This window comes from Porphyrobacter sp. MBR-49 (assembly GCF_053628655.1).
In genome coordinates, this window is record NZ_JBRJGU010000004.1 from 328,022 (window position 1) to 341,210 (window position 13,189).

At 59.6% G+C, this 13,189-nt stretch carries 11 protein-coding genes, 2 tRNA genes and 1 pseudogene; 7 read left to right on the top strand and 7 right to left on the bottom strand.

Annotation, left to right across the window (positions count from 1 at the left end):
• Positions 1–13 precede the first annotated feature (13 nt).
• The 5 genes and pseudogenes from ACSSV3_RS07885 to ACSSV3_RS07905 form a co-directional block, all read left to right on the top strand.
• Positions 14–248 (top strand): annotated as a pseudogene (locus ACSSV3_RS07885) (IS5/IS1182 family transposase); the annotation flags it as partial.
• A 183-nt stretch (positions 249–431) separates the two neighbouring features.
• Positions 432–1,622, top strand: coding sequence for a patatin-like phospholipase family protein (locus ACSSV3_RS07890; protein WP_354323556.1), 1,191 nt, complete (start codon positions 432–434; stop codon positions 1,620–1,622).
• The gene (locus ACSSV3_RS07895) at positions 1,619–2,374 is read left to right on the top strand and encodes an acetoacetate decarboxylase (protein ID WP_354323557.1); all 756 of its coding nucleotides are present in this window, start codon (positions 1,619–1,621) and stop codon (positions 2,372–2,374) included. Before ACSSV3_RS07890 ends, ACSSV3_RS07895 begins: the two co-directional genes overlap by 4 nt.
• A 24-nt stretch (positions 2,375–2,398) precedes the next feature.
• A complete protein-coding gene (locus ACSSV3_RS07900; RefSeq protein WP_354323559.1) occupies positions 2,399–3,139 on the top strand; it encodes an acetoacetate decarboxylase in 741 nt (246 codons plus the stop codon).
• Between the two features lie 22 nt (positions 3,140–3,161).
• Positions 3,162–3,944 carry a 3-hydroxybutyrate dehydrogenase gene (locus ACSSV3_RS07905; RefSeq protein WP_354323560.1) on the top strand — a complete coding sequence of 261 codons (783 nt, stop codon included), beginning with the start codon at positions 3,162–3,164 and terminating at the stop codon, positions 3,942–3,944.
• 72 nt (positions 3,945–4,016) lie between these two features.
• Here the strand turns inward: ACSSV3_RS07905 and ACSSV3_RS07910 are convergent, their stop codons facing one another.
• Complete coding sequence (locus ACSSV3_RS07910) at positions 4,017–4,472, bottom strand: hypothetical protein (protein WP_354323562.1); 456 nt, start codon at positions 4,470–4,472, stop codon at positions 4,017–4,019.
• A 619-nt stretch (positions 4,473–5,091) separates the two neighbouring features.
• On the opposite strand from ACSSV3_RS07910, the gene ACSSV3_RS07915 reads away from it, so the two are divergent.
• Positions 5,092–7,194 carry a TIR domain-containing protein gene (locus ACSSV3_RS07915; protein ID WP_354323563.1) on the top strand — a complete coding sequence of 701 codons (2,103 nt, stop codon included), beginning with the start codon at positions 5,092–5,094 and terminating at the stop codon, positions 7,192–7,194.
• Here the strand turns inward: ACSSV3_RS07915 and ACSSV3_RS07920 are convergent.
• The 5 genes from ACSSV3_RS07920 to ACSSV3_RS07940 form a co-directional block, all read right to left on the bottom strand.
• On the bottom strand, positions 7,191–7,832 hold the full coding sequence (locus ACSSV3_RS07920) for a hypothetical protein (protein ID WP_354323565.1): 642 nt from the start codon (positions 7,830–7,832) through the stop codon (positions 7,191–7,193). The genes ACSSV3_RS07915 and ACSSV3_RS07920 overlap by 4 nt on opposite strands.
• A 982-nt stretch (positions 7,833–8,814) precedes the next feature.
• Positions 8,815–8,891, bottom strand: a tRNA-Pro gene (locus ACSSV3_RS07925).
• A gap of 26 nt (positions 8,892–8,917) precedes the next feature.
• Positions 8,918–8,990, bottom strand: a tRNA-Ile gene (locus ACSSV3_RS07930).
• A gap of 159 nt (positions 8,991–9,149) precedes the next feature.
• Positions 9,150–10,151: a polysaccharide deacetylase family protein gene (locus ACSSV3_RS07935; protein ID WP_354323599.1), complete on the bottom strand. Its 1,002-nt coding sequence runs from the start codon at positions 10,149–10,151 to the stop codon at positions 9,150–9,152.
• A 28-nt stretch (positions 10,152–10,179) separates the two neighbouring features.
• Positions 10,180–11,934, bottom strand: a complete 1,755-nt coding sequence (locus ACSSV3_RS07940; protein ID WP_354323567.1) for a histidine kinase dimerization/phospho-acceptor domain-containing protein — start codon at positions 11,932–11,934, stop codon at positions 10,180–10,182.
• Between the two features lie 272 nt (positions 11,935–12,206).
• On the opposite strand from ACSSV3_RS07940, the gene ACSSV3_RS07945 reads away from it, so the two are divergent.
• Entirely contained in the window at positions 12,207–12,668 is a 462-nt protein-coding gene (locus tag ACSSV3_RS07945) for an Lrp/AsnC family transcriptional regulator (RefSeq protein ID WP_354323569.1), read from the top strand.
• 243 nt (positions 12,669–12,911) lie between these two features.
• Here ACSSV3_RS07945 and ACSSV3_RS07950 read toward each other — a convergent pair whose 3' ends face one another.
• Positions 12,912–13,127, bottom strand: a complete 216-nt coding sequence (locus tag ACSSV3_RS07950) for a hypothetical protein (protein ID WP_354323570.1) — start codon at positions 13,125–13,127, stop codon at positions 12,912–12,914.
• Positions 13,128–13,189: the final 62 nt, after the last annotated feature.

The window sequence follows — 13,189 nt, forward strand, 5'->3', positions numbered from 1 at the left end:
ATCCGGAATGGCCGTACGCGAATCAGGCACCACTTCGGTGATCCCAGGGCGGCAAAACCGCAAGCGCACAATCCGTTACGACAAACAGCGATATCGCGAACGTCACCTCGTCAAAAATGCCTTTTGCCGCCTCAAGGAGTTGGCTTCGCCGCCCTTCGGGTCCGCCGTGTCGCCACACGCTACGACAAGCTTGCCGCCACTTCCTATCAGGTGTGGCGCTCGCCACCGCTGCCGCCTTCTGGCTCTGAATGAGTCTGGACTCTAATAGTGATGTAAAATTATAAAAATCTATATTCATATGAACATGTAACCTTACCAAAATTCAAACGAACCACTTTTTATAAGGGATATGGATGTCGAATTTTTTGAATTAACAACTGGAAGCATTTATATTAGAATATAGTATGAAATACGTATGCGAGGAAATAAGCATGGGCTCTGGTAATATTTATGACAAAAAAGTCAGTCTTGTCTTACAAGGCGGCGGTGCACTTGGTAGTTATCAAGCCGGTGTTTATGAGGCGATTGCGACATCGCGTTACTGCCCTGACTGGGTCGCAGGCATTTCAATTGGCGCTATCAACGCTGCCTTGATTGCCGGGAATCCCCCCGAACACCGGGTCGCGCGACTGCGCGAATTTTGGGAGACGATTACCGCTCCATCATCGATGTGGCCCACTGATCTCAAGGATCCGTGGTCTGCCTGGCAAAAGAAATTGGGTGGGCAGGCCGCGTTGATGTTTGGTCAGCCCGGATTTTTCACGCCGAACAACCTGTTCGATTGGCTCGGCGCGACCCAACCGGTCAGCTACTACAAGACTGAAGAACTCAAGACCACGCTGGAGCGGCTGGTCGATTTTGACCGCATCAATCATGCTGAAGGGGTTCGCCTTAGCGTGGGCGCGGTGAATATTCGCACGGCTCGTTTCGCCTATTTCGATAGCGCGGAAATTCCACTGAGGGCCGAACATATCATGGCCAGCGGCGCTCTGCCCCCCGGGTTCCCGCCGGTCGAGATCGATGGCGAATTCTATTGGGACGGTGGGCTGGTTTCCAACACTCCGCTGCAATACGTTCTCGATTACATGCCAAGGCGCAGTCGGTTGACCTTTCAGGTCGATGTTTTTCAGGCCGCGGGCCAGACACCAACCAGTCTGGAAGAGGTTGCCGAGCGCCAGAATGATATTCGTTATGCCAGCCGCACACGCGACAATACCAACAACTTCAAACAAAGGCACGAGGTGCGCTACGCGATCAACGAATTGATAAACACTCTGCCGGAAAACCTTCGCGAGACGCCCGAAGCCAAGCGGCTGCGCAGTTTGGGCTGTGTCACAACGATGGACATCGCCCAGATCATCTATCGTCCATTTTCCCCTCAAGGTGCGGCAAAGGATTATGAATTTACCCGCCCGACAATGCTCCGCCGTTGGAAGCAAGGGCTGCGCGATGCCACCGCTACGCTGGAAGCGGCCCCGTGGTTGAAACCCGCTGAGCCACACGAGGGGGTGCGGGTGTTCGATGTGATGCACGAACGGCTGGTGGCACAAAACGCCGGGAAGTCTGGCAATGATCGAGATGTCAGTGATGTTCAGCCCGTCATGGAGACAAAACCGGCATGACATCTTCCCGTGATGCAAGTGCCCCCCGCCTGCCTGATACAGCCTTTGCGATGCCTTTGGTCAGCCCGTCCTATCCGCGTGGCCCCTACCGCTATACCAACCGCGAACACATGATTGTCACCTATCGCACCGATCCTGCCGCGATCGAGCAAGCGGTGCCCGAACCTTTGGTGGCCGATCAGCCGTTGGTCAGGCTGGAATTCATGCGCATGGACGCCAGCACCGGTTTTGGCCGCTATTCAGGCGCCGCGCAGCATATTCCGGTGCAGCTGAATGGCCTGCAGGGCGCCTATACCCACAACATGTTTCTGGATGTGCACGCGCCAATTTCCGGTGGCCGGGAATTGTGGGGGTTCCCGCAGAAACTGGCCAGCCCTTGCCTCAAGGTCGCGCATGACACGCTGCTGGGAACGCTGGATTACGGGCCGGAACGGGTTGCCCGGGCGACCATGGGCTACAAGCACCGGGCGATTGATGAAGGGTCGGCATTGGCGATGCTGGGTGAGCCGGGGTTCCTGCTCAAGATCATCCCGCATGTCGATGGCACGCCGCGCGTGTGCGAGCTGGTGCAATATTATCGCCGCGATATTGTGTTGAAGGGGGCATGGACCGGGCCGGCATCGCTTGATCTGCAACCCCACGCGCTAGCCCCGCTGGCTGATCTGCCGGTATTGGAAGTTGTATCGTCGGTGCATCTGATCGCCGATTTCACCCTCGAACTGGGAGTGGTTGTCCATGATTACCTCGCCTGATCACCGCCTGCCAGGATTCATCACATGAAGGCCGCCGATATCCGCGCGCACGCATTTTCGATGCCGCTGCATTCACCGAGCTATCCGCCCGGCCCCTATCGTTTCATGGACCGCGAATATCTGATCATCACCTATCGGACTGATCCGGAGGCGCTGAAACGGGTGGTGCCAGCGCCGCTTGAATGCGACGCCCCGATTGTGAAATACGAATTTATCCGGATGCCGGACAGCACCGGGTTTGGCGACTATACTGAATCGGGCCAGGTTATTCCGGTATCGTTCAAGGGTCAGCAGGGCGGCTATGTCCATGCGATGTTTCTTGACGATGACCCCCCGATCGCGGGCGGACGCGAATTGTGGGGCTTTCCCAAGAAATTGGCTACGCCCACCCTGATCACAGCGCACGATACCTTGCTGGGCACGCTTGATTATGGCCCGGTGCGGATTGCCACCGGCAGCATGGGCTACAAGCATCAGGCGCTCGACAGTGCCAAGGCGCTGGCCGCATTGGGCGAGCCGGGATTCCTGCTCAAGATCATTCCCCATGTCGACGGCACGCCGCGGATCTGCGAACTCGTGCGCTATTACCTGTCGGACGTAACGCTCAAAGGGGCGTGGAGCGGGCCGGCCGCGCTGGAATTGCACCCCCATGCTCTGGCTCCGGTTGCCGATCTGCCGGTATTGGAGATCCTTTCAGCAGTGCATCTGGTTGCTGACCTCACCCTTAATCTTGGCGAAGTTGTGCATGACTATCTCGCCAAATGACACCCGATCGAAGGAAATTTGCATGAACCGTTTCAAGGATAAAGTCGCGATCGTCACCGGGGCTGCCAGTGGTATTGGCAAGGAAATTGCCCATGCCTTTGCGCGCGAAGGGGCAATCGTGGCGATTGCCGATCTCAAATTGGACGCAGCGCAGGCTGCGGCGCAGGACATCATCGCACAGGGCGGCCAGGCCATCGGCGTCGAAATGAATGTGACCGATGAAGCTGCCGTCAACGCCGGGGTTGATCTGGTGCAGAAAACCTATGGCCGGATCGACATCTTGGTCAGCAATGCCGGTATCCAGATCGTCCATCCGATCGAGGATTATCCCTTTGCCGACTGGAAGAAGATGCTCGCCGTGCATCTCGACGGGGCTTTTCTGACCACCAAGGCCTGTGCCAAACATATGTATGCCGCCGGTTCCGGCTCGATTGTGTATATCGGCTCGGTCCATTCGAAAGAGGCATCCTTGCTCAAATCGGCCTATGTCACCGCCAAACACGGGCTGATAGGCCTGTCCAAAGTGGTCGCCAAGGAAGGCGCAAAACACAATGTGCGCAGCAATGTGGTGTGCCCCGGTTTTGTTCGCACGCCGTTGGTCGACAAGCAGATCCCCGAACAGGCGCAGGCCCTCGGCATCAGCGAAGAAGATGTGATCAAGACCGTCATGCTCAAGGAAACGGTCGATGGCGAATTCACCACGGTCGAGGACGTTGCCGAAGCAGTGCTCTATTTCGCCGGCGCAAAAACCAACGCGTTGACCGGGCAATCGCTGATCGTCAGCCACGGTTGGTTCATGGAATGAACTGCGGGGCCGGTGCGCTGCAGCGTGGCTTGATGGCTTTGGCTGGTTACGCGGCGACGCCAATAAACAAGGTCATCGATCATAGGGGCTGCTCGCCGATTCAGATGATAAGGTGATGGGCACGAGCCCGTTGAATGCCACCTCTGCACCATGTTCGCGCCGCAGTGGTTCTTCAGGGTCATCTGCGGACGCGAAGTTCACGGATGCGAAGTGACCATGCCCGCTCATATGCGCCACGTTCCGGGCGATAGCGTCGAGGTTGGCGGTTCTCTCGGCACGCTGCTCGAGGAAGCGGGCCGCCCGCACCACCACCCATTCGGGCCCCTTTGCCATGTCGGCGACGAACCAGATGTTGGGGTCGACCTGCGGGTTGGAATGCGACGACATGATTTCGTAGCCGCGCTCCTTCAGGTCGTTCCTCATCACCTGCACGGCGAAATCGTGCAGTTCCCAGTCGGTCATCACCACGGGTTCGTCGGTGACGAGCATCGAGGGATTGATGCGCTTGCCGTCGCGCAGGTCGATCATACGCCACGGGCGGCGGGAGGCTCGGTTCGAACTCGAGTATCGCTTCTTCGATCCCACCCGCACCCGGACAGAAATCCTCGATGGTGTCATCCAGCGCACTCCGCCCGGTGCCGATCTGCTGATCCGGCAGGCACAACCATTGCCGGACAGGCTGGTTCCCGCCAAAGGCCGCCATTCCGGTTGCTGGAATCGACCTCTAGGCCGCCTATGGCCGCAATTGGGTGGGAAGCTGAAGGGCGGACTGCGGGTGATTTCGACCTGTCAGTCGCCACGCTCTGCGCCCTCTCGATTGCCGCGCCTTTCGTTGCTGCTTCTATGACACCGGACACTGTTGGAACAGCAACCCACAATGCCCAGACCAGCCGGCGGAGCTTACAAGCAGCCGGAAGGTTTTAGGCCCGACGCGACGACGATCATGAGCCCGCCAGTGAAGCCATGATCATCGCGCAGAGAAGGGAAACCTTGCCAGACTTTATAGTAGTATACGTGAGTTTCGAGATCCCAATACACGAACAACCAATCTTCGGCTCAATGTGCTTTTTCGCGTGGCAGCAAGCACAAGGGTATTCAATTTTCAAAGCGGAAAGTCTTCTCGTCGATATTGCTATTTTGCGATTTGGTGACTTTGCCCTATCCTGACGAGCAGGATGACATTGGTCGAACGGTGGGGGGAGCCGTGAGCGAATATCGTTACCGCGCCTTTATCAGCTACAGTTGGTCCGACGCCAAATGGGGCAACTGGCTGCATCACAGGCTGGAAACTTATCGCACGCCAGCCGCACTGGTTGGCAAGGATGGTGCACTTGGCAAGGTGCCAGCCCGACTCAATCCCATTTTCAAGGACCGCGAGGAAGAAGCCGCAGGTGCAAGCATCGGCGACGCGGTGGAAAAGGCGCTGCTAGCTTCGGAATTCCTGATAGTCGTGTGTTCCCCCAATTCAGCGCAATCGCGTTGGGTCGACCGGGAAATTGCCTTCTTCAAGGCACACCGCGATCCAGATAAAGTGCTTGCCCTAATTGTCGATGGCGAACCCGGCAGCGCCGATGCCGAATGCTTCCCAATAGCGCTGACTCATGGCGTCAATTCCGACCTTACGATTGGCGACAGCCTCGCCGATGCGCCACTGGCCGCCGATGCGCGGATCACCGGCGATGGCAAGCGGCGGGCCATCCTGAAACTTGCCGCTGCGATGCTGGGCGTGGGGCTGGGCGAGCTGGTCAACCGCGACGAACGCCGTCGCGCCACCCGCACCCGCATTGTTGTATCCGCATCACTGGCGCTGGCGACTGTGATGAGCGGGCTGGCGTGGGTCGCGGTGCAGGCGCGCATGGAGGCCGAATTCCAGCGCAACGAGGCTGATGGGCTGGTCGAATTCATGCTCACTGACCTGCGTGACAGGCTCGAACCAGTCGGACGGCTTGATGCGCTCGACGTGGTCGGCACGCGTGCGCTCGATTACTACGCCAAGCAAAAGCTCGGCGATCTTGACAAGGACTCGCTCGGCCGCCGCGCACGGGCGCTGCTGCTGGTGGGCGAGGTCAGCAATATTCGCGGGGACAGCGATGATGCCCTGCGTGCCTTCCGGCAGGCTGCGGCAACGACGCAGGAACAGCTGGCGCGCGATCCCGACAACCAGCAGCGCGTCTTCGACCACGCGCAAAGCGTATTCTGGGTCGGTTACATCGCCTATAATCGGGGTGAGTTGAAAGCTGCCGAAGCCCAGTATCGCGAATACAAGCGCCTCGCCGACCGGCTGATCGCGCTCGATCCGAAGAACCCGAAGTGGCAGATGGAAGGCAGCTATGCCGAGACCAATCTCGGTGTGATGTTCAATGCGCAAGGGAGGCATGCCGAATCCGAGTCGGCCTTCGCGAATGGGCTGCGCTTGATCGAGGCTGTCGCCACGAGCGGCGCTTTCAATGCAGATCAACAAATCGAGTTGGGTCTTGCGGTCAACTGGCTCGGTGTGGCTAAGAACGAGATCGGCAAAGTCGCGGAATCACTGGCCCTGCATCAGCGGGAAATCGCGGTCTATGAAGAGGTGCTGCGGCGCGACCTTGCTAATGCCATGGCCAGGAACCGCCTTTCGCTGGCGCACCAGTTCGTCGGACAGCAGCAACTACAGTTGGGGCAGCTTGACGAGGCGATCCGATCCTACGAGCAGGGCATCGAACTCAACGCGGAAATGCGGCGCCTGGAACCGGCGAATACCGAATGGCAGGAAACCGAGGTTAGCGGGCGGCTCGATCTGAGCGACATTCTTGCCTATGCCGGACGCAAGGAGGACAGCAGGGCGATGCTGGATGCCGCCTCGGCGCTGCTCGGCCGGATGATGGCCAAAGATCCCAAGAACGCTGCCTGGTCGGTCTTCCTCCACAGCCGCGAACTCCGCACCCGCGGGCGCTTTGCTCTGGCTGCAGGCGATACGGCGCGGGCCGAGGCGCTGGCAGCAGAGGCGCTAAGGCTGGATCTCGAGCCGGAGGATCGCGTCGCTGCGCTGCGGCTGGCCGGCGATGTCGATGCCAGACTGAAGCGGACGGACAGCGCCCGGTCACATTGGGCCACCGCGCTGAAACTCCTGCCCGAATATGGCGGGGCCGACCTGGATCGTTTCCGGCTGTCGAAGCGGCTCGGCCTGGCCGAGCAGGCGGACGCAATCAGCGAAAGGCTCGACAGGCGGGGCTTTCGTCACCCCGCCTATCTTGCCGAACGATCGCGCTAGTCCTTCAGCATGAAGCTGCTGGTGCGAGTAGACTTGGTGCTGATCACCGGGTCGATGCTGATGAAATAGCCGTTGTATTGACCAGGTAGAACGAAACCGAATTTGAACGCATAGGGCGGACTACCGTCATCGGACTTGTCTTCGATGACCAGATTGAGGTCATCCTTGCGCTTGAAGGCCATCTTGTCGATGTCGATCGGCGGCAAGGCAACATACTGGAGTGGCGGACCATAGTTGGTGATCTCGCAGAACCAGCCATATCCGCAGTGCTGCGTCTTGCCCTTGCCATCGGTGTAGGTCGTGCCTTCATCAGACTTGGCCCAGCGCGGCGTGTTATCGCCCGTCAACAGGTTGCCATTCGCGTCTCGCATGTTGCTGGTATCGAGCAGCAAGGTGATGTCGATGTTTTCGTCATAACCGGGTGCGGCGGGCATCTGCGAGATATTGACCGATCCCGAAGTATCGACCGTCGCCGTTCCCGGAGGATCGCTGGCTGTTAATGCAAACCCGATCGAACTGGTCTCGATCGTGGGTTTGATGGGGTCGATCCAGTTGAGCACCGGTGAGACCGTTATGGTGATCGACCTGTCTTTAAGCGAATCCTTCGCCTGCAAGTCTTTTTCCGTCATTGTCGGCATATGATTTCCCCCGACCCTTGGAACGATCGACGACGCGCCAGCCCGCAAGGGTTGCCGGGCAAGCCACGCATTGCTTTTGCGAACCGATCGCCGGATGGGTGTCTTGTCGATCTTGCCGGACGCAACGCGCGTTCCGGCCCATCACAGCCCTTGTCTGTCGGGAAAACCACACTGCCGACAGGCATAGCGAATAAATGCGCCGATTTTAGGGGGCTGTAAACCATAAGTGCACGCCCGTTGCCGCGAAGAGAATTGCAGCGCCGCGCGGCTTCGTCCAGAATCAATGTGCCCACCGCTCGCTCCACCGAAGAAGGGGTGGGAAATCACCCGACTATGCTCTTTACATCAGTGAACATTTGCGGAACCGACCGCTCCCATGAGCCTGACAAAAATCTCCGTCCGCGGAGCGCGCGAGCATAATCTCAAGGGTAAAACCCATCCTTCAATTCGTAGATCGAAGGGCTGGTCCCTATTCGGATCGAAGCAACGTCTCCCACCCATAGGCGCTACCAAGATCGCCCAGCAACTCGGGATCGGTCGAGCGAGCGTCTATCGTGCCTTAGATGGCTGATGAACCACAACGGGGTCATGGCCGCGCTGACCTGCTTTTTTCTTAATCGAACACACCGTTGAACCCAAGGCCTGCTGCGATACTGAAAATCGATATAAGTCAGATGATTAAGCGGAACAAGCGGAGGCTTGCAAAAGTCGCTGACAAGACTCCCTGAGCCTGTGAGCCTATTTTACCTTGGGCCAACGTAACGTCGATTGATTCTGTTCTGGCACTTGTGAGGAGAATGCTGGCCGCAAGTGCGAAAGCTCAGCGCACGGCAAAGAATGAAGGGGGCGGGCGGCCTGAGCCTTCGCGCTGATCGATCTTCTGAGGCCATTTAACATGTCCGGGAGAAGTGCCCCAGAAAGCTGCCCCAGAAAATGCGGTTGGCAATCTATAAAACATTGAAAATTATGATAAAAACAAGAATGGTCGGGGAGACAGGATTCGAACCTGCGACCCTCTGGTCCCAAACCAGATGCGCTACCAGGCTGCGCTACTCCCCGACACTTTTGCCCCGCCCTGCCCCCGGTGGGCCCGGCAGGATTCGAACCCGCGACCTAGCCGTTATGAGCGGCCAGCTCTAACCACTGAGCTACAGGCCCATAAAACATGGCACCGGAGACAGGACGATTTCGAGCCCCTACTCTGCTCGCGGTTGCGAAACAAGCCAGTATGCACGGTTGGACGCACGACTTTTCCAGCGCGCCGAAATGACGGCCCAAAACGCGCTGGAAATGAACCTGCGCGCACAGGCTTTCAGGTTATCCGCCGGTTGCAGCGATGATTTCGCTGACGGTTGTTGAACGCACGCCGCGCCGGGCAAAATCAGCGTAGATGGTGGCAAACCACTGATACAGCGCCTCAACCTCCGCTTCGGTCGCGGCATAGGGGGTGTGGCCCGGGGCCAGCGTGGGGCTGTGGAACGATAACACCAGCACCGGCAAGCCGCGGTTGAGCACCACGTCAATCCCGCGCAGGGCCTCTTCGGCTGACACGCCTTCGGGTGTGAGCGCGATGCGTTCGAGCAGGTTGAGGCGCGAAAAGCCCGCAAACAAGGTCGGGATATGGCGCTGAGCGCGGTGCAGCAGCGGCCCAACCCGCGCGAGCGGCCCGCGATAGGCGCTGGTAACGGGCAGTTCGAGCAGTCGGCGCGTATCATCCACCCAGTATGGCGTGAGCGGATGGTGTGAATAATCGGGCCCGCCGTCAGCGGAATAATCAAACAGGGTGCGCACCGAAGTGTCGATGCGGATCCCGGCAGCCATCAGCAGTTCGGCCGTATGCGCTCCCAGCCCGTAACGCCCGGCGCGGTAAATCAGCGGCGCGCCGCCGAACGCGGCCTCGATAGCGTCGCGCAGGGCCATGAACTTGGCGGCTTCCAGATCGCGCGGGAGGTTTCCGGCAAAGGAATTGCGCGTGCAAACCTCTTCTTTGAAAGGCGGATTGACCCACGGGTGCAATTGCACACCGACCTCCGCCGCGCCGCGCCGCACGGCATCCCCGATAATTGCGACCGCAGCCGGATCGTTCACGATTGGCCAATCGACGAGATAGACCGGATGCGCGCCAAGCCCTTCGCAAAAGCTCTGAAACCGCGGGATCGCGGCGACATGATCAAGCCCGTAGCCATCGCGCCGAAACGGGCCCTTCCAGTCGAATTCCTCCTCGGTATCGACGGTCAACAGCACCCGCTGCCCAAAGCCGGGTGCAAAGGCTGCCGTGCTTCCCGCAGCGGGCACATCGAGCATCGACCCTGTCACCATTGTCCGGTTTCCACGGCCTTCGTGGCCATTACCTGCCTGCTGCAAATGCATCATGATCGGCCGGGTTGGACCGGCCTTGGCTATCGGTCAAAAGCGGCACGGTCATCACCACGGTATCGCCATCGCGCACCATGCCGCCGCCGGCCACGCGCGCTTCGGCCCGGGCGAGGCGCAGTGCAAAGCCTGCGCCGAACAGTCCGGGATTGATTGCGCTGTCATTGCTGCGGGCGGTAGCGGCGAACAGATCATCCTCCGCCGCCAGTCGCGCCGGCAAGGTGCAACCAAGCTGCGCCATTGCCCCGTTTGCGCCGATCAGCGGGGCCAGCCGCAACACGATCTGCTCCTCCGTGCCGCAGGCTGCCGCAAGGCTCGCCAGCAGGCGCCACACCAATGCTTCGGCATCATCCGGATCAAGCTCGATCAGCAGTGTTGTGTTCGCCGGAAACTTGATCTCCAGACCGGCGCGGCGTTGCTCCAGCACCGGTTCAAGCTGCGCGGCTGTACGGCGGATCAACGCTGCCAGATCGGTTTCGCCAGACGCCATGGCGATCGCGCCGGTTTCCAACCGGGCCAACCGGTCAAGCTCCTCGAACCCGGCCAGAATCCGCGCCGCATCAGCCGCAATCGCGGCGGCCAGCGCGCGATATTCGTGCGGGGCAGGGCCAAATAATTGTTGCTGGATCACCTCGGCATAGCCTTGCACGGCGGTGACGGGGGTGCGCAGTTCATGCAGCAATTGGCGGATCCGATCCGCCTCATGCGCTTCGGGACTGTGCAGGGCGTTGGTTTCCGCAGGGATGCGGCGCAGGCGGCCGAAATAGCCGGTGAAATGGCCTTCATCGCTGAAGCGCGGCTGAGCGTCGATAATCCAGTCCCCGGCAATTGCGGGCGCGCCAGCCAAGGTGATCTCGCCGCGCGAGATTGGCTGGCGGCGGGCAAACGCGCGTTCCAGCCCGACGTCGCCAGTATCATCATCGCGCCGCCGTTGCGGCGCGAACAGCCGCATTCCGATCACCATCGGTGCGACATCGCTGCTCGCCCATTCGATCCGCCCGGTTGCATCAGCAGCAAAGCCGATGCTGGAAACCAGGCGATCGGCCCGCTCGGGCAGTTCGCCCAGCGGCAGGCGCGGTGATCGTTCTGCATCCTGACGGCTCTCCCCGCGCTCGCGCCGGAATTGCGCGATCCGTTCGACCAATGCCGAAATTTCGGTGCGCCCGCTGTCTGCGCGATTGCGGGGTTTGGGGATCGGGCTTGATGCGGCAACGTGCAGCGGTATCGGGGCAGCGGGGGGTGAGGCGGCAATCGCTGCATCGTCATCAGCGTTGATCGGTGCGGGCAGCCCGCGATCATGCACACCCAGCCGGGAAAGCACCGCTTCGACGTCGACCGGCAGATCGCGCCGGTTGCGCAGGAAACCGCGTGCACGCACGGGCAGGCGCGGGATCAGCGCGATCCATTCTGCGGGTGAAAGTTCGGCGCGGGTCAACGCGGCAGAGGTGACTTCGGGTTCATGATCGGCGAGATGTGCGGCCAGATCGGGGCTGCGGAACCGCCAGCCGGGTTCGCGGATCATGGCTGCGCGTTCGGGCGCAGGGATCGCCTGGGCGAGCGCGTCCATCCTCAGCCACGCCGCGGCGATCAGGCTATGATCGGGTTGACTGCCCCGACGAGCCCGGTCTTTACCCAGAAGATCAAGCAATTGCCGGAACTGCGTGCGCAAGCCCGCCTCGCCAGAAGCGCGTTGGCGCAGCACAGTGGCAAGGCGATCATCAAAAAACAAACGGCACTCCCTACCGACCCATCGGCCCGAATCGCAGGCATCGACGCCCTGCGTAGGACGCTCATAAACAGGTTCGTCCTTATCGTTCTATCAGGATGGCGCAATTGTAACACGCAGCCGTGCGAGGCGCGTTGCAAAGCGGGACAATTGCTGGCAGACCTAATAATATTAGCCAAGCGAGCCGCCCGGTGCGCTTGATATTACTTTTTGATCATATCGCACGTGGCGTTGCCGCCTGGTGAATGGCGCGGTGCTGGAGGAGCTTAAGCCGAGTGGCCAATCTGGACGAAATCGACCGCCGTCTGCTGTCAGAATTGCAGGCGGAAGGCCGGGTAACCAATGTTGAACTGGCGCAGCGTGTCGGGCTTACCGCGCCGCCGTGTCTGCGGCGGGTGCGCGGGCTTGAAGAAGACGGGGTGATCCGCGGCTATCACGCCGATATCGACCCATCGAAGCTGGGCTTTGCGATCACCGTGTTCGCGATGGTCAGCCTGAAAAGTCAGGCCGAAAGCGCGCTGCGCGAGTTCGAAGAGCACATGCGCGAACTGCCCGAAGTGCGCGAATGCCACATGCTCAACGGCGAAATCGATTTTATCCTCAAGATCGTGAGCAAGGATTTGCAGAGCTTTCAGGAATTCCTGACCGGCAAACTCACGCCTGCGCCCAATGTCGAAAGCGTAAAAACCTCGCTGACGATCCGCACCGCCAAACAGGTGCCCGGCGTTCCGCTGTGAGCGGTCGAGTGCGCGATGAAATGGATAAGCGGCCGCCGCCGCCGCCAACATAGCTGCAAAAGGCTCAAGCCACTGCGCCAGATTGTCCTGCCAAACATCCACCATTGGCCATTGCTTGGGCCGGGCAATTTTCAAGAAAGTTGGATCGCGTATCGGAGTCGTGGTATACTTTCCTATTGTTACCCGTAACTTTCTGAGCCTAGCAGCAAAATCGTGATTCCGGTTCAGCCCCTTGGCAACGGCTCAAGGCGATGGCCGAAGCTTATCCGCAATGTAGCACTGCCAATCGTAGCGGCAGGCATAGATCATTGTGAAAGGCAACTGATCGTCCTTTTCGCGCTCGGCATCTTCAAAAATTCTTGCCTTGAAGGCGGCGAGCGCAGGCGCAAATTTGGATTGGTCTGCCCTTTCTGGCAGAAACTTCCAAACTAGTGGATTGACCGGAACGAAAGAGTCCATTTAGGGATTCCCAGAGGCTTGCCGACGTGCGATTCAGGGAGGATGCGCGATGGTATCACTTT